This window comes from Enterococcus sp. DIV1421a (genome assembly GCF_051711025.1).
Lineage (GTDB): Bacteria > Bacillota > Bacilli > Lactobacillales > Enterococcaceae > Enterococcus_B > Enterococcus_B hirae.
In genome coordinates this window covers 1647847-1670345 of record NZ_JBIOLU010000001.1, presented here as the reverse complement: position 1 = coordinate 1670345, position 22499 = coordinate 1647847, and the positions used below count along the sequence as shown (strand labels likewise).

Genomic DNA, 22499 nt, shown 5'->3' with positions numbered 1-22499 from the left:
CTATTCATAGATAATATATGCTTTAATGAAAGCTGGGGAAATGCTATAATTAAACGGATTGATAAAAGAAAGGATGTTGTAAATGTCATCCAAAAGTGAATTATTGAATGGGATGAATCCTCGACAAAAAGAAGCGGTTCTTCATACCGAGGGACCACTATTATTGATGGCCGGTGCAGGTAGTGGGAAAACGAGGGTCTTGACCCACCGAATTGCTTATTTGATTGAAGAAAAGGAAGTAAATCCGTGGAACATCCTAGCGATTACTTTTACCAATAAAGCCGCTAAAGAGATGAAGGAGCGGGTAAATGCCATTTTAGAATATGGTGGCGAAGATGTTTGGGTGTCGACTTTCCATTCCATGTGTGTGCGTATCTTAAGAAGAGATGTCGATTTTATCGGTTACAACCGAAATTTTACTATTATCGATTCTTCTGAACAGTTGTCTTTAATGAAACGTATCTTAAAAGAATTGAATATTGATCCGAAAAAATACGATCCAAGAAGTATACTTGGAACGATTTCACAAGCAAAAAACAACTTGCAAAACCCTCAGGAGTTTGCCAAGTTGCAAGGAAGTTACTATGAAGAAATTGCAGCTAAGTGTTATGTAGCTTATCAAAAAGAATTACAATATAACCAATGTATGGATTTTGATGACTTGATTATGAATACCATTCGGTTATTTGAAGAGCATCCAGATTCTTTGACTTATTATCAAAATAAATTCCATTACATCCATGTGGATGAATACCAAGACACGAACCATGCACAATATACTTTAGTTAATCTACTCGCCCAAAGATTCCAAAATTTATGTGTTGTGGGGGATGCTGATCAAAGTATTTACGGTTGGCGTGGCGCTGATATGCAAAATATTTTGGATTTTGAAAAAGATTATCCGAATGCCACAGTCATTTTATTAGAGCAAAACTACCGTTCGACTAAAACAATTTTAAGTGCTGCCAACCAAGTGATCGAAAATAATAGCAATCGAAAGCCGAAAAATCTTTGGACAGAAAACCGGGAAGGAAATAAAATCACTTACTACCGTGCAGATAACGAGCGAGATGAAACACGTTTCATTGTGGATCGTATGCAAGAGCAAATTCGTGAAAATCAACGGAATTATGGCGACTTTGCGATTTTGTATCGAACTAATGCTCAGTCTCGTGTGATGGAAGAAACCTTACTAAAAGCGAATATTCCTTATAAAATGGTGGGCGGACATAAGTTCTACGACCGTAAAGAAATTAAGGATATTTTAGCATATTTGAATGTGATTGCGAATCCTCAAGACTCAATCAGTTTTGAACGGATCGTTAATTCGCCTAAACGCGGGATCGGACCTGGCTCAATCGAGAAATTAAGAAGTTTTGCGACGATCCACCAATGGCCACTCCTTGAAGCGGCGCAAAATGTTGATTTAACTAACATTGGTGGAAAAGCCGGTCAACAATTAGCAGTTTTTGGCGATATGATCAATGACGTCACACAAATGGTTCCCTATCTAACAGTGACCGAACTGACAAAAGAAATCTTAGAACGTAGTGGGTATCTAGAGGACTTAAAAATTCAAAATACTTTAGAATCACAAGCAAGAATCGAAAACTTGGAAGAATTTTTAACCGTTACTCAAGAATTTGATAAACAATTTGAAAAACAAAATGAAGAAAATGCGGATGCACCAGAAGAAAAATTAACTGTATTTTTAAATGACTTGGCCTTAGTTTCTGACATCGATAATTTAGAAGAAGAAACTACCCAAGTGACATTGATGACTTTGCATGCCGCAAAAGGTCTTGAATTTCCAGTCGTCTTTCTGATTGGTTTGGAAGAAGGAGTTTTCCCATTGTCACGAGCCTTGATGGAAGAAAGCGAATTGGAAGAAGAACGAAGACTTGCTTATGTCGGGATCACGAGAGCAGAAGAAGCACTCTACCTGACCAATGCTTTTTCCCGTACCTTATATGGCAGGACGCAATATAATCGACCTTCTCGCTTTGTAGAAGAAATCGATCAAGAATTATTAGAAGTCCAAGGCATGCGGCCAACGCCAAAACAAACGAGTCCTTTTACGAGCAGAACAGCTAAACCAGCCTACAAACAACCAGTAACAACTGTTGTTTCTTCAAAAACAGCAACTGGTGGAGAAAGCAATAGCTGGAAAGCAGGCGATAAAGTCAATCATAAAAAATGGGGGATCGGAACAGTGGTAAGGGTAAATGGTACTGCCAAAGATTTAGAATTGGACGTGGCATTTCCTAGTCAAGGTGTGAAACGGTTGTTAGCAGCATTTGCGCCAATTGAAAAAGTTTAAACAGGGGGGATAAACGATGGAACATGAAATGACAATTGATGAAGCTGCAAAACGAGCAGAAGAACTACGATCTCGGTTAAATCGTTGGTCCAGAGAATATTATGTTGAAGATAAACCAACTGTCGAAGATTATGTTTATGATCAAGAATATGCTGAATTAGTAGCAATTGAAGAGCAATATCCTGATTTAATCACTTCGGATTCACCAACTCAGCGAGTAGGGGGGAAAGTTCTCAGTGGGTTTGAAAAAGTGACTCATGATATTCCGCTTTATAGTTTGAATGACGTATTTAGCAAAGACGAACTCTTTGCCTTTGATCAACGTGTCCAAAAAGCGATTGGTCGCCCTGTTGATTACTGCTGTGAGTTAAAAATTGATGGTTTATCGGTTTCCTTGCGCTATGAAAATGGCGAATTTGTTCGTGGTGCAACAAGAGGAGATGGGACGGTTGGCGAAAATATCACAGAAAATCTAAAAACAGTTCGTTCTGTCCCATTGAAGTTGAAAGATGCTATCAGTATCGAAGTCCGCGGCGAATGTTTTATGCCCAAAAAATCATTTGTGCAATTAAATCAAGCAAGAGAAGCAGAAGGAAAAGATATTTTTGCAAATCCTCGAAATGCAGCTGCAGGATCACTGAGACAACTGGACTCTAAAATTACTGCAAAACGTAATTTGGATACTTTTTTATATACGGTAGCGGATTTTGGACCGATGAAAGCAACAACCCAATATGATGCTTTAGAAGAATTAGAACAGATCGGTTTCCATACGAATCACGAAAAGCGTTTGTGTCATTCGATTGATGAAGTTTGGTCATTTATTGAAGAATACCATGAAAAACGAATGGACTTAACCTATGAAATTGATGGAATCGTCATCAAAGTGAATGAATTTTCTTTACAGGACCAATTAGGTTTTACTGTCAAAGCACCTCGTTGGGCAACAGCATATAAATTCCCACCGGAAGAAGTAGAAACGAAGATCGAAGAAATCGAATGGACGGTTGGGCGGACTGGTGTTGTGACACCTACAGCGATTATGACTCCGGTACGAGTGGCTGGCACGACAGTTAGTCGAGCAAGTCTGCATAACGGTGATTACATCAAGTTAAAAGATATAAGGTTAAACGATATTGTTCGTATCTATAAAGCAGGAGATATTATCCCTGAAGTAGCACAAGTCGTGTTGGATCAACGACCTGCTGATAGCGAACCTTATGTTTTACCAACACATTGTCCGATCTGTCATAGTGAATTAGTTCATCTTGATGAAGAGGTTGCTCTTCGTTGTATCAATCCGAAGTGTCCAGCCCAAATCAAAGAAGGATTGAATCATTTTGTTTCACGTAACGCCATGAATATCGATGGCCTAGGACCAAGAGTATTGGCACAGATGTATGATAAACAACTAGTTACAGATGTGGCTGATCTTTACAAGCTAACGGAAGAGGAATTGCTGACGTTAGATAAAATCAAAGAAAAATCAGCCAATAATATATTGACAGCAATCCACGATAGTAAGGATAATTCGGTCGAAAGATTGATATTTGGCTTAGGGATTCGCCACGTCGGCTCCAAGGCAGCAAAGATATTAGCAGAGCATTTTGGCGATCTGGAAACATTAAGTAAAAGTGACTTTGAATCGATCATTGCGCTAGACACGATCGGCGATACAATTGCTGATAGCGTAGTGACTTATTTCAGTAATGAAGAGGTCCATGACTTGATGTCCGAACTAAAACAAGCAGGTGTCAACTTTGAGTATAAAGGGATTCGTTCTTCACAGATCGAAACGATCGAATCACCTTTTAAAGAAAAAACAGTGGTTTTAACAGGGAAATTGACTCGTTTTACGCGTGAAGAAGCAAAAGAAACCATTGAAAATCTTGGAGGTAAGGTTACTGGCAGTGTGTCTAAGAAAACCGATATCGTGGTTGCAGGCGAAGACGCTGGTAGTAAGCTGACCAAAGCACAAGAACTAGGAATCGACGTATGGTCAGAAGAAAAAATGGCAGAAGCATTAGCTGACAGTCATTTTAATTAAGAAAATCTGATTTTTTTCAGACAAATTTCAAGAAACAATTTCAGATGGGAATCACTTATGTTAAAATAGAGAGCAAAGTTTTTAACTCGTTTAGAAAGAAGGGGTAGTATGGCGATCAGTGAAGAACAAGTAAAACACGTTGCCAAATTAGCAAAACTTGCGTTCGCAGATGAAGAACTTGCAAGTTTTACTGATCAATTAGGGAAAATCATTGATATGGTGGAAATGCTTGAGGAAGTTGATACAGAAGGTGTTCCATTTACATCAAATGTGGTTGAAACAGTGAACGTTATGCGACAAGACCGAGCAAGTGCTGGTTGGGATCGCGATGAATTGTTGAGAAATGTACCAGAAAAAGAAGATGGCTTTATCAAAGTGCCAGCAATTATTGACAATGGGGAGGCTGGCGCATAATGACAAAACTATATGATCTTTCTTTAGAAGAATTGCACGCATTACTGGTTTCTAAAGAAATCACTGCACAAGATTTAACAAGAGCAACCTTTGAGCGAATCAAAGAAACTGAGCCAGAGATTGAAGCTTTTATTACATTGAATGAAGAAAAAGCTCTGGCACAAGCCAAAGCGTTAGATGAAAAAGGAATTGACGAAAATAATGTCTTAGCTGGGATTCCAATTGGGATCAAAGACAATATCGTTACCAAAGATCTGTTGACGACTGCAGCTTCCAAAATTCTTTATAATTTTGATCCTATCTATGATGCTACTGTCATGGACAAAGTGTATCAAGCAGATATGATTCCAGTTGGTAAATTGAACATGGATGAGTTTGCGATGGGAGGAAGTACAGAAACTTCTTACTTTAAGAAAACAAAAAATGCTTGGGACCATTCGAAAGTTCCTGGTGGTTCTTCTGGTGGTTCGGCTGCTGCAGTCGCTGCTGGACAAATCCCAGTTTCCTTAGGTAGTGATACAGGCGGAAGTATTCGCCAACCAGCTTCATTTAATGGAATCGTGGGAATGAAACCTACCTACGGACGTGTGTCACGTTTTGGTTTGATCGCCTTTGCCTCATCACTAGATCAAATCGGACCAATGACTCGCAGCGTGAAAGATAATGCATTAGCTCTAACAGCAATCAGTGGCTATGATGAAAAAGATGGCACATCTTCTGGTGTTTCTGTTCCTAATTTTGCCGAAGGATTAACTGGCGACATCAAGGGGATGAAGATTGCTTTACCAAAAGAATATCTTGGCGAAGGAGTCGCTCCTGGCGTAAAAGAAAACATTTTGAAAGCGGCAGAAACTTTCCGTTCATTAGGTGCAACTGTAGAAGAAGTAAGTTTGCCACATTCAAAATATGGGGTAGCAGTCTACTATATCATTGCCTCATCAGAAGCAAGTTCCAACTTACAACGTTTTGATGGTATTCGTTTCGGTTACCGTTCAGAAAATGTGAAGAACTTAGAAGATGTATATGTGAATTCACGTACTGAAGGTTTTGGCGAAGAAGTCAAACGTCGGATCATGTTGGGAACATTCTCATTAAGTGCTGGATATTATGATGCTTACTTTAAAAAAGCGGGTCAAGTTCGAACATTGATCAAACGTGATTTTGAAAAAGTCTTTGCAGACTACGATTTGATCATCGGCCCATCTTCTCCAACAGTGGCATTTGGTATCGGTGAAAACATCAATGATCCAATCACGATGTACATGAGTGACATCTTAACAATTCCTGTTAACTTAGCTGGTTTACCTGGAATGTCAGTTCCTGCGGGATTATCTGAGAATATGCCGGTTGGTTTACAAATCATTGGTAATTATTTTGATGAAAAAACAATGTACCAAGCAGCCTATGCTTTTGAGCAAGCAACACAATTCCATAATCAAAAACCAGCAATTTTAGGAGGGAAAGGCGAATGAACTTTGAAACAATCATTGGGCTTGAAGTCCACGTTGAGTTAAAGACCAACTCAAAAATTTTCTCTCCAGCTCCTGCACATTTTGGAGCTGAACCAAACAGCAATACAAATGTGATCGACTGGGGATATCCTGGTGTTTTACCAGTAATGAATAAAGCAGCATTAGAATTCGGTATGCGAGCAGCACTCGCTTTGAACTGTGAAATTTCTAAAGACACACATTTTGATCGTAAAAATTATTTTTACCCAGATAATCCAAAAGCTTACCAAATCTCACAATTTGATCAACCCATTGGGCATGACGGTTGGATCGAGATCGAAGTTGAAGGTAAGAAAAAGAAAATACGGATCGAACGAGTTCACTTAGAAGAAGATGCTGGTAAGAACATGCATGGTATTGGTGGCTATTCTTACGTTGACTTAAACCGTCAAGGGACACCATTGATCGAGATCGTTTCTGAAGCTGATATGCGTTCACCAGAAGAAGCCTATGCTTATCTAGAAGCATTGCGTTCAATCATCCAATTTACTGAAGTTAGTGATGTGAAAATGGAAGAAGGTTCTATGCGCTGTGATGCCAATATTTCTTTACGACCTTATGGACAAGAAGAATTTGGAACAAAAGCAGAGTTGAAAAACTTAAACTCCCTTTCATTTGTTAAAAAAGGTCTAGCCTTCGAAGAAAAACGTCAAGCAAAAGTCTTACTTTCTGGTGGAGAAATCCAACAAGAGACACGACGTTTTGACGAAACAACTAATAAAACGATTTTGATGCGTGTCAAAGAAGGTTCTAGCGATTATCGTTATTTCCCTGAACCTGATATTCCTAAATTTATGATTGACGATGAATGGATCCAAAAAGTGAAAGCAAGCTTGCCGGAAATGCCTGCTTCTCGTCGTCAACGTTATATCCAAGAATTAGGGTTACCTGAGTATGATGCAATGGTTCTAACTCTATCAAAAGAAATGTCTGACTTCTTTGAAGCGACTTTAGAGAATGGTGCGGATGCAAAACAGGCATCTAACTGGTTAATGGGTGAAGTATCTGCTTACTTGAACAGTGAGAAACTAGAATTAGCTCAAACGAACTTGACTCCTGAAAATCTAGCAGGCATGATTCGTCTGATTGCAGATGGTACGATTAGTTCTAAGATTGCGAAAAAAGTATTCCGAGAATTGATCACAAATGGTGGCGACGCACAAGATGTTGTTGAAAAAAATGGTTGGGTTCAGTTGTCTGATCCAAGCAAACTATTACCAGTTATCAACGAAATCTTAGATAATAACCAACAATCAGTAGATGACTTCAAAAACGGAAAAGATCGTGCGGTTGGTTTCTTAGTAGGACAAATCATGAAAGCAACTAAAGGTCAAGCCAATCCAGGTGTCGTTAATAAACTGTTGCAAGAAGAATTAGCAAAACGCTAGGAGTAGATCATGAAAAAAGCTCGTGTTATTTATAATCCAACTTCTGGCAAAGAATTGTTGAAAAAAAATCTAGCGGATATCCTCCAAGCTTTGGAGGATTCTGGCTATGAAGCAAGTGCGTATGCGACAACACCAGAAAAAAATTCTGCCAAAAATGAAGCAAGAAGAGCAGCAGAAAATGGATTTGATCTGGTGGTAGCTGCGGGAGGCGATGGGACGATCAATGAGGTTGTTAACGGTATTGCACCGCTTGAGCATCGCCCTAAAATGGCGATTATCCCAGCAGGTACTACTAACGATTACGCACGTGCGTTAAAGATTCCACGGGATGATATCAAAGCCGCAGCTGAAGTTATCAAGAAGAATCAGACGGTTAAGATGGATATCGGTCAAACGGAAGATAGCTACTTTATCAACATCGCTGCGGGTGGTTATTTAACGGAGTTAACTTATGAAGTTCCTTCAGAACTAAAGAGTATTTTCGGCTATTTGGCATATTTAGCTAAAGGAGCAGAGATGCTGCCTCGAGTGAAACCAATCAAAATGCGCTTGAAATATGATGAAGGAGAATACATCGGGAATGCCTCTATGTTCTTTTTAGGACTCACTAATTCAGTCGGCGGGTTCGAAAAGATTGCTCCTGATGCCAAGCTAGACGATGGTAAATTTTCATTAATTATTGTCAAAACAGCGAATATTTTTGAAATTTTGCATATCGCAGCCTTGATGTTGAATGGTGGGCGCCATGTAGATGATTCTCGAGTGATTTATACGAAAACCAGCAGTTTGTATGTCGAAACAGAAGACGATATCAACCGACCGGTCATGATCAACTTAGACGGCGAATATGGTGGAAATGCACCTATGCACTTCCAAAACCTTCATCAACATATTGAATTTTATGCAAACATCGACCAAATTCCAGATGAAGCAATTACTGGTTCCGAAGAGGAGTTAGAAGAGGTCAGCAAAGAATTTGTCAAAGAAGTTGAGCGTTTGACTGATGAAGATATAGACGGTGACGGCAAGATTGCAGATAAAGAAAAATGACGTAAAGGGTGGGACAAATGATCGTTCCACCCTTTCGTATGATAAAAATTAATTCTTATTTATTGAAGGTCATTATGTAACAGTATGTTATTTTTCTTTGTTGAGTCTAAAGCAGGCGAACGAAAGATTGACAATTGGATCGTAAATGAAGTGAAGGCATCAAGTGAATAAATGGACTTGCCAAAAAAAGGCTCTATGTGTCTAAAAAAAATGTCCTGAAGCAATCCGGTACCAAGTCCCTATCCAATAAAACACAAATGATCGTTTTTTGGATATGACCGTAGTACTAAAAGCAAAACTGCTTCAGTTACAAACCTAAATGAGGAGTTATTATGAAAGAGAAACTATCAGTTAAAAAAAATGAACGTTACACATTAGATATTATCGATTTAAGTTATGAAGGTATGGGCGTAGCTAAAATCGATGGCTATCCTTTGTTTATTGAAAATGCATTGCCAGGCGAACGAGTGGAAGTGCTGGTAGTGAAAGTTGGAAATAAATTTGGTTATGGAAAAGTAGAAAAATGGCTAACTGAATCACCAGACCGTCAACCATTAAAGGATAATCGCCTTCTACGGACAGGAATTGCTCCTTTAGCACATTTGAACTATGAGCAACAATTACTTTTTAAACAAAAGCAAGTGGAAAATGTCATGAGCAAGATCGCAAAGATGCCAGAGGTTGACATTTTACCTACCATCCCAATGGAGAATCCTGTTGGCTATCGTAACAAAGCTCAGATTCCAGTGAGAAGAATGGATGGTCGTCTAGCAACTGGTTTTTATAAAAAGAATAGTCATGAACTAGTTGAAATCGAGGATTATTATATTCAAGATCCAGCAATCGATGAAGCCATCAAACGTGTGAGAGATATTTTGCAACGTTTCCAAGTACGTGGTTATAACGAGGCGAAAAATGAAGGACAAATCCGTCATATTATCATCAGAAGAGGTCATTACTCACATGAAATGATGGTCGTTTTAGTTACACGAAAAGAAAAATTCTTTAAAGGAAAGGAAATTGCTTCTATTATTCATGAAGAATTGCCAGAAGTCGTTTCAGTCGTTCAAAATATCAACGAAGAGAAAACAAACGTGATATTAGGCGATAAAGAGAAGGTTCTTTATGGTAGAAGTTATATTGAGGATCAACTATTGGGAAAAACTTACCGTATTTCCTCAAAATCATTCTATCAAGTGAATACTGAACAAACGGAAAAATTGTATCAAACAGCCATTGAATTTGCAGCGTTACAAAAAGAAGATACCGTCATTGATGCTTACTCTGGTATTGGAACGATCGGTTTATCTTTAGCTGATAAAGTTAAAGAGGTCTATGGCATGGAACTTGTTCCGGAAGCGATTGAAGATGCACAATTCAATGCATTAACAAACAAAATTGAAAATGCTCATTACGAAGTGGGTAAGGCAGAAACAGTCATGAAGAAATGGCAAGACAAAGGGATCAAACCATCTGTGATCGTTGTCGACCCGCCAAGAAAAGGATTAGATGCACGTTTTATTGCGTCAGCCATTGACATGGAACCTGCGAAATTAGTGTATATCTCTTGCAATCCAGCAACTTTTGCCAGAGATGCAAAGTTATTTGCTGAGTCAGGCTACGAAGTGAAAAAAGTACAACCAGTCGATTTATTCCCACAAACACATCATGTGGAATTAGTGGCGCTATTAGCACCTAAGGGATAATTCAAACTTAGTGAATCATGTAAAAGAATCAGAAAACTAGAAAATGATAACGTAGCTGACAATCATGAAGAAAGGGGTACAAGATGGATACAAAGGAAAAAATGCTTGAATTGATCAAAAAGAAACAAGGCGGCGGACGTTCAAAAAAAATGGCTGAGCCTAAAAATGATCGACGGAATATGCGAAAAGGACCAAAAATCTATAATAAATAATTAAAAAGAATCAACGCGAAACAGAATACGGCTCCTTGTCAATAAGGACTGATGAGTTGTGTAAAATCAAATCTGGGTTAGAAAGAACCTCATTCTGACTCAGATTTTTTTGTGTTTTGAAAACCACCTGCTATGCAGGTAGTTCCGGAAAGTTTCCAGCGAGGTATAAAAAAAGCCTCCTGAACTGATAAGATGAAGTAGGTTTCCCGACCACCACATCAAAAAATTTACGAGGTATCTTTTTATGAACAAGGCTACAGAAAGTTTATCACACACTGTTTGGAAATGTAAGTATCATATAGTGTTCGCTCCGAAATATCGCTGCCAACTCATTTATGGCAAATACAAAGTAAGTATTGGAGAGATTATACGTGAATTATGCGAAAGAAAGGGTGTGGAAATTTTAGAAGCAAATGCTTGTCCAGATCATATACATATGTTAGTCAGTATCCCGCCAAAAATAAGTGTCTCTCAATTTTTAGGTTACCTAAAAGGAAAAAGTAGTTTAATGATTTTTGATAGACATGCAGAACTCAAATATAGTTATGGAAATAGAAAGTTTTGATGTAGAGGATATTATGTGGACACAGTAGGACGAAACAAGAAAAAAATCGCAGAATATATTCGTAATCAATCACGAGAAGACCACGTAGCAGATCAGCTTACATTGTTTGAAGAAGTTGATCCATTTACTGAAGAAAAAAATCGTAAGAAACACTAAGAGCTTCTTTGAGAAGCAGCGAGTAAATGTGGTGCAAGAGGGAACCGATTCGGTAAGTCTTTTAGACTTAGGCCGGTAAAAGAGGCTTTCAGCCGCAAAACAAACCACCCGTTCACACGGGTGGTTTTGATTGTTATTAATGACTTTATTCATTAATGAAAATGGAACTGAAGAATCAATTCTGATTCATTAGTCCTATAAATTGTGGAACCAAAATTTTCAGTACGCTAATATGCTTTTGCAAGTGCCGTTGATATAAATTTGTTATTTAACTCTTAATTATAATGTAATATACTTAGAATATATTAATATTAAGGAAAAAGGCAGAGAGGTATTCAATGAAAATTTCAAATCTTATAATTGAGAATTATAGAAACATTCAAAGTATAAATATTAAGTTAGAAGATAATACAGCTTTTGTAGGAAATAACAATAGTGGGAAAAGTAACATATTACGAGCTGTCACATTACCATTTTTATCAAATGATATTGGATATAACGGAAAGAATCTAACATGGTCAGATATAAACAATCAAGCAAAAAAAATCTATTATGAATATATTTTCGCAAATCATAAATCCATAATAGATGGTTCGGTTAACTTGGAAGAATTTACAAGAGTGTTGCCCAAAGTGATAGTTGAAGTTACTCTGAGACCTAAGAATAATCTTGAGCTATATTTTGTTAAGGATTTATCGTGTGATATAAATGAAAGTGATGAAATTCGTTACGGAATTCGTTATGAATTCTTTCCAAAGAGTATTAACGATGTACTCAAAAGAATAAAGGAAATTTTCATTTCACAAGGAATTGAAACTACTGAAACAAATAAAATAGATATTAGCATAATTGAATCCATAAAAATGAATTTATTACCAATTGATTTATATACTCACTCTATAAAAGTTCCTAACAAAGATACCAGTATCCCATATGATGTTTTGAAACTATTTAAGTACACATCATTAATTGCTGAGCGTGATGATTTTTCTCAATCTACAGAAAGAATAGGTTCAAAATCTTTAGTAAAACTATTGCATATGAAATTGGATACTGATTCAAAAATAACAGTAGAAAAAGAATATACCAAGTTTTTTGAAAAGCTAAAGAGTTTAAGTGAAATGGAAAATATTATCAATTGGCAAGAAAATTCAGAAATAGAGTATGCTAACAATTTTTTTGAGAAAATTTCTATATTGCCTAATATGCCCAACATGAACTCTCTACTCAGTAGCGTTAAATTGGGGTATTCTAATGAACACTTATCGTCTCAAGGTTTGGGGCATAGGAACTTAATACTGCTATTAGTATTGCTTAATTCTTTCATTGAGAAGAAAGAGGATACGGCTTTTTCAGTGGTAACTTTAGAAGAACCAGAAGCACATTTATGTGTTAATAATAAGAAACTAATGTCGAGCTACATGAATGCCTTTGCTACAAAAGACAATTCAGTGCAATTATTATACTCTACACATAGCACTGAATTTATTAATAAGCTTCATTTTGATAGCGTTATAATAGTAAATGATGGTTGTGCATTTTCTTTATCTACAGAACTATCGAGTGAATGCAAAGACTACTTAACTAAGAATCCAAATCTCGATTTATATAAACTTTTCTTTTCAAGAAGGTGTATTTTGGTTGAGGGATTAACAGAGGAATTATTTATTCGTTCATACATTAATAGTCAACAATATCTTAGCGACATAGAAGTAATTTCATTTCATAAAGGTTTTAAAGATATAATGGATATTTGGGTGAAATTGAATTATGATAGCTCAAATCGTTTGGGAATTGTGCGAGATTTTGATAACCAGCCAAAGGCACAAAATGAACATGAGGAATATAATCAGTATAACAATATATGTGTAACCACTACTTCAGAATATACCCTAGAGCCAGAAATTGTAAACACTGGACAAAATTTTGAGTTGCTTAGTGATTATTTCAAGCGTAATTTCAACTGGGAAGTTGCAGATAAAACTGAGCTTTCTAAAAAATGGACAGATTCAAAATCATCCATTATGCTTCAAGTTTGTAAAGATATTTCAAGTGGCGAGCTTTTAAACTTACAAATGCCGGAACACATTAAAAAAATAATTGATTTTTTATTGCCAGTAAAAGAAATTTACTCTGAAACTATTATATCGGAGGAAAGTTGAAATGATAATTAAAATTGCAGGTGCTGGAGCGGGAAAAACTACTACAATGGCTGAACGGATTATTGTTAAGCAAAAAGAATTGCCCATAGATAAAAATATATACTGTATAACATTTACTAACAATGCGGTAAATTGTATCGCAGAAAAACTCAATGAATATTATGATACAATTCCTCGAAATATAAAGTTGAGTACAATACATTCTTTTTTGTATCAAGATATCATTAAACCGTATTACTACTTGTTATATGGCAAACAATATGAACAGATTTCGAGCATTGAGTTAGATCCCGTACCAAAATTTAAAAATTTTAAAATATCCGAATTAGAAAGAAGTAGCATTCTTCATGTAGAAGTTTTTACAGAAAGAGCAAAATGGATTATATGTAAAAAATCTACCGACAAGAAAAAAGAAAAAAGAAAAGTTTTATTGAATAATTTCTCCAAATATTGTGGGTATATTTTTATTGACGAAGCACAAGATATGGATAAGCATATGTTGGAAATAGTTAAAGGTTTGGATGTTTTTTCCATACCAATTGAACTAATGGGTGACCCTAAACAAGATTTGAAAGGTTGTGGTTCACTTCGTAAAATGGTTCTAGATTTTCCAGAAAAAACGAAGCATATCAATACTTGCTATAGATGTCCACAAAAACACTTAGATATTTCAAATACACTCGTTACTAAGTCAGAAAAACAAGAATCAAAAAAAGATAAAGGGATATTAAACATCTATTTTGAGTCTGATATTGATGTAAAAACACTCATTGCCAAAGAAAATTTTGATTTGATGTATATCTCTCAAAAAAATGAAAAGTATTCAACGACTCAACGATCCGAAAGTAATTACAAAATAGAAACTTTGTTTCATGAAATTGAACAGTTTTTATTAATCCATGATTTAACTAAGAATAAAAATGTCCTTTTAGTTAAGCAACTTGCCTACTATTTTACAATTGAAATGTTGGACACATACCTTAACACCCAAAATTCTACACTAGCTATGAAAAAGATAGGTGACACTTACACTATGGATACAAAGACTTATGCCAAAATAATAAATTCATTAAAAAGTAATGTGAAAGAGTCAAACGATAAAATATCGGTTAGTTCTATTGATAAAATCAAAGGGCGAGAGGGCGAAAATTGTTTGTTTATTTTAACAAATGATTTAGCACCTTATCTATTTGGAGATAAAAAAAATAACAATAAAACTAAAAATAGACTTTATGTAGCCTTAACAAGGTCTTTAGATAAGCTCTCGATTGTTGTTTCTAAAGGAGTAGAAGAATTATACTCAAAAGACTTTGTTTCTAATTATTTCAAACAATTCATTTAGCTTTATGTTTACGACGTTTCCTTTTAAGAAGCGTCTGTTCTATATAGTAATCTGATTACGTAAGGATTAATTATGAATAATGACTACCCTTTGCGTCTTTCGATTTAGAAAGCAAGTGATATATGAACCGTTCTACGACTGTAAAAGGGATGTCATTAATTACTAACTACTACTAACAACTACAACAAATAGAAAAAAAGAGGTAACTAATTTATGTAACTAAAAAAAGTAATTCCCAACATGTAAAAGACATTTGAATAATTAGAATACGCCGGTGAGGACAAGTTGAACAATTAGTAAAATCAATCGTATGTTTGAACTGGTAATGGAATTAGAGAGGAACCGCTCCTCGATAAATTGAAAGAAATTTAAGGTATGTGGTTTGTCCTTTAGCAAAATTGCTAGAACACGTAGAGAATATGGACTGTTATAGTGGTTTTGATTCTCTAGAAGTTAGTTCTCGCTACTGCGTGGGAGAAACTAGATATCTTGAGGAAGTACCAGTACCACGCAATATTCAAATCTATATCGACTATCAATTTTTCGGACGTGACATGGAAATTTCGGACAACTATATAGTCATTTCGCATGGTGTTTTGGATACGTTTCTTAAAATATTCTTATAATTATGAGTTTTTTCTAGTATAATATTTGTATTATAATTACACATGAAAGGAATCCTCATAATGGACAAAGAAAAACTAATTAAAAAGATAGATATATTTATGAACCAAGCACGTCAAGCTAATTGCTATTTTTCAATTGTAAAACAAGTTGCAGAAAACAGAACCAATTATTACGAAGAAATGTCTTTATCGAGTGCATTTTATTCTTATACCTACAATGCTTTAGTTGTGGCAACATTTATGGAGCTTTCCAAGATATATGATTCTCATCGTTATTCATCAAATATTCAAAAATTAGTTAAGGAATGTAGGGATAATATTGATTATTTCCCAAAATTTAAACTTCAAGAAGAAATAAATGTAAATGGCAAGAATCATACGCAAACTTTTCCTTTTATACACACTGTAATGGAAGACGAAAGAGATTTTTTCCAAGAGGAAATAGAACGTGAAAAACCAACTCAAGAATTACTTGGTGATAAAAATTTACCAATTTATGTAGAAATGACTATTGAAAGATACTTTGACCTTTATGAATGGCGTTTGAGTAAACTACATGAAAAAATCAAAAATTTATTAAAACAACGCAATAAAGTATATGCACATAATGATGAAGCTACTATGAAAGTAGACTTAGATATCATTATAAATAATTTTCCATTAGACTATAAGGATATTAATGATTTAATTGTATTTGCTTTAGATTTTTCAATATTTGCTAGTGCTATGCTAACAGGTATTAATAGAGCTAGCGAACCAGTTAATATTAATGATTGGGAAAATACCTTAAGAGCTGTAAGACTTGGGGAGAAATATAAAGAAGTAGACGTACAAAAAAAAGTTGAAGAATTAAATAAAAGTTTATAGGAATCATTGTAAAGAGCAATCAGCTATTATAGTAGATTGCTCTTTTTTTGTCACTTGTGGAACTAATGATCAATCATTGATTGGATAAGCTAATTTAAAAATGTATTGTTGTAAATCGAGCCATTCCTTTTTTGTAGGAAAATAAGAAAGTAAGAGTACTGGGCAAGGGCAGGTTGTATCTAGAAAATCATAATTGCAAACAACCAATGCAACCTCAGTTTCTAAAACCATCTTATGTGAAATAAATTTATTAGAGACAAAAAGAGGAACCACATTTTGTGGAAGCAATTGACATACGAATCGAGTCAAATAGTCTTCTAATCCGGGTTCTCCTTGGAATGAAAACAAAATTGTCTGTTTTTTTTGGGTAGAGGAAGAGGTTAAATTGGCATAATGAATAATACTTAACGTTAAGGCGATATCTTGATAGTGGGTAACAGAAAAAGGTAATACATGTGTATACTTTTTTAAATAGTTCTGCCATTCTTTAAAAAGTTTTTTGACTTTCATAGGTACGCTGGTATGAAGTTCTAAAGTGATTCGCTCAAAATGAGAAGAGATTTTTGTCAGCAGACGCAGGTTGCTGAGATATCCTTTTAACTTTAGCAGGTCGACATTTGTGATAGTTGTAGAATTCTGTAATGGTCGTAAAAATGGTTCATACTGTTCTAAGGTTGGAATATCTTCTGGATAGCACAGATTCAAAGTTTTGTTAGCTGGGTAGTAAGAAACACAATGTAAGCGTATGAGGTAAGACCAAACAATTTCCTCCTCGGCTACTTGGGTAATACCAAATCTACTTTTAAAATACTTTTTAAAAACCGATTTAAACTGAATGAAACTTGTTCTTGCCTTAATTTCTTTACATAAGGACGGTTCGAGATGAATCATTTGTTTATTTAATAAGCGCTGTTTTAAAATATTCATCCATAAGTTGATGCGAAAATAATTTGTTGCGATTTGCGTTGTCGCTTCTTGGAGTTCTTCGTATGTATTGTTGATTGTTTGATAAGAATGATTGGTCGTAAATGTTTGTCTAAAACCATGGTAAAACTCAAATAAAAAGTAACGGATATCTGCTTCATTTCCTAATAAATCTAATTGTTTAGTCGATAAAGTAAGGCGATAAAATTTTAATTCTTTGTTAATATGGCGAATGGTCTTTCTCAAAACTGAATGCGAGAGATGAAACTGTTCGGTGGCAGTTTGGAATGAATGAATACGACCTCGGTAGATTTCGTCAATCAATTTATAAACAATTGTATCTTTAGCAATCTCCATGACAATGGAATCAATCGTTTTGAATGTAGACACCATCAATCGGTAACCGATCTTTTTATAATATTTGATGGTCATTCCCTTGGGAAGTAATTGTTGTAAAGAATCAATATCCGCGCGAAGTGTCGGTGCTGTTGTTTCAAGTTCTTTCACTAGTTTTTCAGTTGAAGAAATCGAATCACATTTATGTAAATAGTAAAGAATTCTTATCTGCCGCTGTAATTGCTTGTTATTTAATAATCTGAAAAATAGGTTATTCATTCTTATTCCTTCCCGACTTTAATTAAAAGCCGCGTAATTTATTTAGTGAAATCTTTTTTATTTTAACTTGAATAAACGATGAGCTCAATTTTTTTACTAATATTTTTTTTGAAAGAAAAAAATAGAAAACTTTTCCTTCAAGTAATCGTTGATTATATAAATAGCTTTTATTTTAAAAACATGGTGAATTTAGGGGGAAAATCAATGAACAAGAAAAAGTTAGTCAAATGTTCGTTAGCGATTTGGTTGGCGACACAATCTCTGCTTCATCCGTTTTCTTATTCTTATGCCGAAGAATGGAGTAAACCAGACGAAGAGCAAGTACAAACAGCAACTAGTTTAAACGAACCAGGAGGTAAAAACGATCTGGTCGAAAATCCATTAGAAACAATGATCCAGGAACCTGATGAAAATCAGCCAGAGTTAGAAGAGTCAATGTCAGAAGTTCCGCAAGAAGAACTGGTAGAGGAATCAGAGAGCCTTGATCAACCAACTGAAAGTCAATCAGCTGTTGACTTAGATCAGGATCAATTGACGGAAAACACAGAACAAGAGGAGACGCTTCTCAACACTGCCACACCTACAGAAGAATCCACCGATATTGCCAGTGGTGTTTTCGGAACTTGTTCTTGGCGAATCGATGCAGAAGGTACATTATATATTGGAGGAGGCACATTGGGAGAAACACCGGTTACGTTTTTTCCTCCTTGGTTCAACAGCTATCGGTTTAAAATAAAAAAAATGGTATTCACTGGACCAACGATTGCTCCTAAAGAAACTCATCGCTTATTTTATGGATATAGTAATCTTTTGTCCATTGAGAATTTAGCTTATTTAGACGTAAGTCAAGTAACGGATATGACTTCCTTTTTTTCTGACTGTCGTGTACTAAATGGCGTTGATTTGTCAGGATGGGATACGTCAAATGTCACGAATATGTCTAATATGTTTTTTGAAGCATTTGACCAAACAGAGAATCTCATTCATCTTGATCTTTCAAGTTTCGATACAAGTAATGTAGTTGATATGAGTGGCATGTTCAGTCGATGTACCAAAGTACAATCAATCGATCTTTCTAGTTTTGATACGAGTAATGTTGTCAACATGAACAGAATGTTTTTTGCTTGTAATGAATTAATTACCTTAGATATCGCTCACTTTGATACATCAAATGTGGTTTATATGTCACGTTTATTCGCTGAATGTAAGAAGTTGCGCTATGTGGATGTCTCAAATTTCGATACATCAAGTGCGATTGATCTTTCAGTGATGTTTCGTTTGAATTATGAATTAGAGAGTGTGGACGTTTCTAATTTTGATACATCAAAGGTTGTTCATTTGCATTACATGTTTGATCAATGTCGCAAATTGAAAACGATCGCAGTGGAAGGTTTTGATACAAGTCAAGTAACATCCATGAATTATATGTTCAATGGCTGTAATAGTTTAACCTCTTTGGACGTTTCTAATTTTGACACCAGTCTAGTCCAAGCAATGAGATACATGTTTGCTAATTGTGAGTTACTAGAGACGATCGATGTGTCTAATTTCAATACAGAGTCTGTGAATTATCTGACATATATGTTCTTAAATTGTTCGAAAGTAAAAAAATTAGATCTTTCTTATTTTCAGTTTGAGGATCCCGTAGAAATGGCAGAAATGCTGGCTGGAACAACGAGCCTCAATGAATTGACTCTTGGTAAAGGCTATCGTTTTGTAGATTCAGCCAATCTTCCTGCTATTCCAGTAAAAGATGGAAACACTGGTTATTGGCAAAACGTTGGTTCTGGAACGGTTACGAACCCTGCAGGGGAATACGTGCTAACTTCAGAAGAATTGATGGCGAACTATACAGGAGCGATGGCAGATACGTATGTTTGGCAGAAAGAGCCAAACTATGAATCAATTTTAGCCAAAGATTCGACGCTTTACCTTGGTGAAACCTGGGATCCACAGGATAATTTTATTTCAGCAACAGATAAGGAAGGAAATCCCCTTCCATTTGATATGAGTATGGTCAGTGGAACAGTGGATACCTCAGTAGCAGGAGTGACACCGATTACTTATACTAATGGTAGCGCTGCTCAAGTCATTCATGTAACAGTGAAAGAAAACCAGGAGAGCATTCAGGCCAAAGACTCAGTTATTTATGTGGGTGATCAATGGGATCCACAAGCTAATTTTGTTTCAGCTACTGATGAAGATGGGATGCCTCTAGCGTTCACTCCAAAAATGGTGGAAGGTTCGGTGGATAGCCAAAAAACGGGCGATTATTTTGTGACGTATACCAACGGAATAGCAAGTAAGACGATCAAAGTAACGGTCAAAGAGAACAAAGAAACACTCGTAGTTAAAGGTTCCACACTCTATGTAGGAGACAATTGGAATCCACAAGACAATTTTATTTCAGCCAATGATAAAGAAGGAAATCCCCTAACATTTGACCAGAAAATGGTTTCTGGTAAGGTGGATACGACAAAAGTTGGCGTTTATCCAGTGACCTATCAAAACGGTCATCAAAAGAAAACTGTTGAAATCCATGTGCTAGCTGAACCAACTAAAGAAAAACCAGATGCGGATACGAACCAATCGGGGGATAAAAAGCCAGTACCAGCAACGCCAAATGAGACAACGAATAACAACGATCAGAGAGATAAAAAAGACGAAAAAAATGAAAAAAATAAAAAAGATGAAAAAGACGAACAAGAAGAACAAGAAGAACAAGAAGACAAAAAACTACCTACTACAGGTTATCAAAAATCAAGTCTTTCTATGATTGGCATGGCTTGCTTCTTACTTGGATTATACTTTGTTTACAAAAAAAGATAAACGTTAAATAAAGCGTAAATCAACTAGCCAATCTCCTCGTTTTACGTCATAATGTAAAAAAAGGAGATTGGCAAGATGGATAAAGAATTATTGATTATTGAATTGATGTCAGCAAAAGCAAAGATGTTGTCTATCATCAATCAACGAACGAAAAAAATGACATGGAAAATTGGGATGTATTTTATCGCTAACTTGTTGTTCTTGGTCGGATGGGGAAACATCTACCATCATTTAAAGCAGAATCATCCACATTCATTTAAAATGGAGCGAATCACTAGTTTGTACCATTTTTCAAGTTATGTTGACTTTGCGATAGGACTATTCTTGTTTTTACTCGTTGCTGTGCTATGGTTCAAAAAGAGGAACATCTCTAGGCATTATGATCAATGGCTGGAAAAACAAGTGGCGAATATGTTACATATTTCAGTTGGCTCTCAGGACGAAAATTATCTCTACTTGAGTGATCATAACAAAAAGGAGTTTACACTTGCGAAAAAGAGGCGTTATTTTCTGCTGCAAACGATGGAGGGTGTCTCACTTTTTCTAGGAGAACAACTTACTTGGTATGGCAGTAATCGATACTATGTTTTTATGCAAGTAAATGAACCGATAGACCGAAAAAACAAAAAAAGAATTGAGCCTTTTTACTCTCATTTAGCAATTGGAGTTGGAACACTCTTGTTGATTGGCGGGGGTGTTTATCAATTCATTAATGCAGGACCAGTAGCAACGTATGTACACTCTATGATGCAAAGCGAAGAAAAAGTAAGAAAAATGCCAACTTCGACTAATCAGGACGGATTATTGAAACCTGTTCAAACATCCGTCAATTTGACCACTGAGCAAACGAATGACGTAAAAATAGACCCAGAAACACAAGCCTTGTATTTGACGACGAATCAAGGAAAAGACTGGCATTTCGTTCCAATTGCTGTGGACTGGTTGCGTTTTGGTGACTATACTTTGACTTCGGGTACTGTTGCAAAAGGGGAATGGATGGACAAAACATTTGATGTTTCTCCTACTTTTTCTTGGTTTATCTATTCACCTGATCAAAAAAACGTTTACCTATTATCATCAGCTGATAATGGGAAGACGTGGCAAAAAAGTCAGATTACAGATCAAGGCGGACAGGTTCGTTATCGTAAAGCAAACTTTTTCACAAACGATCAAGGCGTCATGGTATTTTCATCCTCTACAGGAATGTCTGCGGAAAGTCTAAAAATTTATACGACCAACGATAAAGGGCAAAGCTGGCAAAAAAGCGGCAGTACCATCGTAAATCAACCGATTCAAAATGTTAGTTTTGTGACGAAGACATTGGGTTTCCTTTCTACAAGAGAAAACATCTATTATACGAATGATGGGGGACTAACATTCAAAGAATCCTTGGTAGCTATCCCGGGTGAGTATCAATTGGGAGGGATCGATTTGTTCCAGTCACCAAATGAAGTGGTACAAGTAAGTGCCAATAAATTGGAAACCAAGTTTTACCTCCTAAAAAATGGATCGATCGATACAGGGAAAATGTTTGCTTGTCTTTTTTATTCGACTGATGGTGGAGAAACATGGCAATTCGAACAACAATTATCGCAAGTAGAGAATCGCTAAAAAAGTTTAGATGAATTTCAACACCAAAAAGGAAACGGCGTAAGGAGAGACAATGACAATTTATGTAAGTGAAAGTTCTCTATGTAACGATTGAATTTGTGAATAAGAGAGATTGAAAGAATAGACCCATAAAAAAGAGCCTTGGAAAAAAGTC

Annotated in this window: 15 protein-coding genes and 1 pseudogene; 15 read left to right on the top strand and 1 reads right to left on the bottom strand. The window is 35.9% G+C overall.

The window, feature by feature from the left end:
• The first annotated feature begins 82 nt into the window (after nt 1-82).
• From pcrA to IGK21_RS07530, 13 genes and pseudogenes are all read left to right on the top strand, one after another.
• Nucleotides 83-2320: a DNA helicase PcrA gene (gene pcrA / locus IGK21_RS07590; protein WP_063627213.1), complete on the top strand. Its 2238-nt coding sequence runs from the start codon at nt 83-85 to the stop codon at nt 2318-2320.
• A 16-nt stretch (nt 2321-2336) separates the two neighbouring features.
• Nucleotides 2337-4367 carry an NAD-dependent DNA ligase LigA gene (gene ligA, locus IGK21_RS07585; protein ID WP_094940120.1) on the top strand — a complete coding sequence of 677 codons (2031 nt, stop codon included), beginning with the start codon at nt 2337-2339 and terminating at the stop codon, nt 4365-4367.
• Between the two features lie 108 nt (nt 4368-4475).
• The gene (gene gatC, locus IGK21_RS07580) at nt 4476-4781 is read left to right on the top strand and encodes an Asp-tRNA(Asn)/Glu-tRNA(Gln) amidotransferase subunit GatC (RefSeq protein ID WP_010718983.1); all 306 of its coding nucleotides are present in this window, start codon (nt 4476-4478) and stop codon (nt 4779-4781) included.
• Complete coding sequence (gatA, locus tag IGK21_RS07575; protein ID WP_034698246.1) at nt 4781-6253, top strand: Asp-tRNA(Asn)/Glu-tRNA(Gln) amidotransferase subunit GatA; 1473 nt, start codon at nt 4781-4783, stop codon at nt 6251-6253. The genes gatC and gatA overlap by 1 nt, the downstream gene beginning before the upstream one ends.
• The gene (gene gatB / locus IGK21_RS07570) at nt 6250-7680 is read left to right on the top strand and encodes an Asp-tRNA(Asn)/Glu-tRNA(Gln) amidotransferase subunit GatB (RefSeq protein WP_034698244.1); all 1431 of its coding nucleotides are present in this window, start codon (nt 6250-6252) and stop codon (nt 7678-7680) included. Before gatA ends, gatB begins: the two co-directional genes overlap by 4 nt.
• A 9-nt stretch (nt 7681-7689) precedes the next feature.
• Nucleotides 7690-8730 (top strand): diacylglycerol kinase, encoded by a 1041-nt coding sequence (locus IGK21_RS07565; RefSeq protein ID WP_010718986.1) that lies wholly within the window; start codon nt 7690-7692, stop codon nt 8728-8730.
• A gap of 332 nt (nt 8731-9062) precedes the next feature.
• Nucleotides 9063-10436 carry a 23S rRNA (uracil(1939)-C(5))-methyltransferase RlmD gene (rlmD, locus tag IGK21_RS07560; protein ID WP_181915040.1) on the top strand — a complete coding sequence of 458 codons (1374 nt, stop codon included), beginning with the start codon at nt 9063-9065 and terminating at the stop codon, nt 10434-10436.
• Nucleotides 10437-10519: 83 nt separating this feature from the next.
• Nucleotides 10520-10648, top strand: a complete 129-nt coding sequence (locus tag IGK21_RS07555) for a hypothetical protein (RefSeq protein ID WP_010718988.1) — start codon at nt 10520-10522, stop codon at nt 10646-10648.
• Nucleotides 10649-10892: 244 nt separating this feature from the next.
• Nucleotides 10893-11369: pseudogene (gene tnpA, locus IGK21_RS07550) on the top strand (IS200/IS605 family transposase).
• Nucleotides 11370-11707: 338 nt separating this feature from the next.
• Nucleotides 11708-13531 (top strand): AAA family ATPase, encoded by a 1824-nt coding sequence (locus IGK21_RS07545; protein WP_181915039.1) that lies wholly within the window; start codon nt 11708-11710, stop codon nt 13529-13531.
• A gap of 1 nt (nt 13532) precedes the next feature.
• Nucleotides 13533-14873, top strand: coding sequence for a UvrD-helicase domain-containing protein (locus IGK21_RS07540; protein WP_181915038.1), 1341 nt, complete (start codon nt 13533-13535; stop codon nt 14871-14873).
• A 377-nt stretch (nt 14874-15250) separates the two neighbouring features.
• Nucleotides 15251-15499 carry an antirestriction protein ArdA gene (locus tag IGK21_RS07535; protein WP_181918568.1) on the top strand — a complete coding sequence of 83 codons (249 nt, stop codon included), beginning with the start codon at nt 15251-15253 and terminating at the stop codon, nt 15497-15499.
• Between the two features lie 60 nt (nt 15500-15559).
• Nucleotides 15560-16366: a hypothetical protein gene (locus tag IGK21_RS07530; protein ID WP_181915036.1), complete on the top strand. Its 807-nt coding sequence runs from the start codon at nt 15560-15562 to the stop codon at nt 16364-16366.
• 69 nt (nt 16367-16435) lie between these two features.
• Here the strand turns inward: IGK21_RS07530 and IGK21_RS07525 are convergent, their stop codons facing one another.
• The gene (locus IGK21_RS07525; RefSeq protein ID WP_063627210.1) at nt 16436-17905 is read right to left on the bottom strand and encodes a helix-turn-helix domain-containing protein; all 1470 of its coding nucleotides are present in this window, start codon (nt 17903-17905) and stop codon (nt 16436-16438) included.
• 204 nt (nt 17906-18109) lie between these two features.
• Here IGK21_RS07525 and IGK21_RS07520 point away from each other — a divergent pair, with 204 nt between their 5' ends.
• Both IGK21_RS07520 and IGK21_RS07515 read left to right on the top strand, forming a co-directional pair.
• Nucleotides 18110-20734, top strand: coding sequence for a BspA family leucine-rich repeat surface protein (locus tag IGK21_RS07520; protein WP_181918567.1), 2625 nt, complete (start codon nt 18110-18112; stop codon nt 20732-20734).
• Nucleotides 20735-20809: 75 nt separating this feature from the next.
• Nucleotides 20810-22345 carry a WD40/YVTN/BNR-like repeat-containing protein gene (locus IGK21_RS07515; RefSeq protein ID WP_181915035.1) on the top strand — a complete coding sequence of 512 codons (1536 nt, stop codon included), beginning with the start codon at nt 20810-20812 and terminating at the stop codon, nt 22343-22345.
• The last annotated feature ends 154 nt before the right edge of the window (nt 22346-22499 follow it).

What these genes read in the sequence shown, in the direction of transcription:
- pcrA (WP_063627213.1), top strand. Translation starts at nt 83, where the DNA reads ATGTCATCCAAAAGTGAATTATTGAATGGGATGAATCCTCGACAAAAA.
- ligA (WP_094940120.1), top strand. Translation starts at nt 2,337, where the DNA reads ATGGAACATGAAATGACAATTGATGAAGCTGCAAAACGAGCAGAAGAA.
- gatC (WP_010718983.1), top strand. Translation starts at nt 4,476, where the DNA reads ATGGCGATCAGTGAAGAACAAGTAAAACACGTTGCCAAATTAGCAAAA.
- gatA (WP_034698246.1), top strand. Translation starts at nt 4,781, where the DNA reads ATGACAAAACTATATGATCTTTCTTTAGAAGAATTGCACGCATTACTG.
- gatB (WP_034698244.1), top strand. Translation starts at nt 6,250, where the DNA reads ATGAACTTTGAAACAATCATTGGGCTTGAAGTCCACGTTGAGTTAAAG.
- IGK21_RS07565 (WP_010718986.1), top strand. Translation starts at nt 7,690, where the DNA reads ATGAAAAAAGCTCGTGTTATTTATAATCCAACTTCTGGCAAAGAATTG.
- rlmD (WP_181915040.1), top strand. Translation starts at nt 9,063, where the DNA reads ATGAAAGAGAAACTATCAGTTAAAAAAAATGAACGTTACACATTAGAT.
- IGK21_RS07555 (WP_010718988.1), top strand. Translation starts at nt 10,520, where the DNA reads ATGGATACAAAGGAAAAAATGCTTGAATTGATCAAAAAGAAACAAGGC.
- IGK21_RS07545 (WP_181915039.1), top strand. Translation starts at nt 11,708, where the DNA reads ATGAAAATTTCAAATCTTATAATTGAGAATTATAGAAACATTCAAAGT.
- IGK21_RS07540 (WP_181915038.1), top strand. Translation starts at nt 13,533, where the DNA reads ATGATAATTAAAATTGCAGGTGCTGGAGCGGGAAAAACTACTACAATG.
- IGK21_RS07530 (WP_181915036.1), top strand. Translation starts at nt 15,560, where the DNA reads ATGGACAAAGAAAAACTAATTAAAAAGATAGATATATTTATGAACCAA.
- IGK21_RS07525 (WP_063627210.1), bottom strand. Translation starts at nt 17,905, where the DNA reads ATGAATAACCTATTTTTCAGATTATTAAATAACAAGCAATTACAGCGG.
- IGK21_RS07520 (WP_181918567.1), top strand. Translation starts at nt 18,110, where the DNA reads ATGAACAAGAAAAAGTTAGTCAAATGTTCGTTAGCGATTTGGTTGGCG.
- IGK21_RS07515 (WP_181915035.1), top strand. Translation starts at nt 20,810, where the DNA reads ATGGATAAAGAATTATTGATTATTGAATTGATGTCAGCAAAAGCAAAG.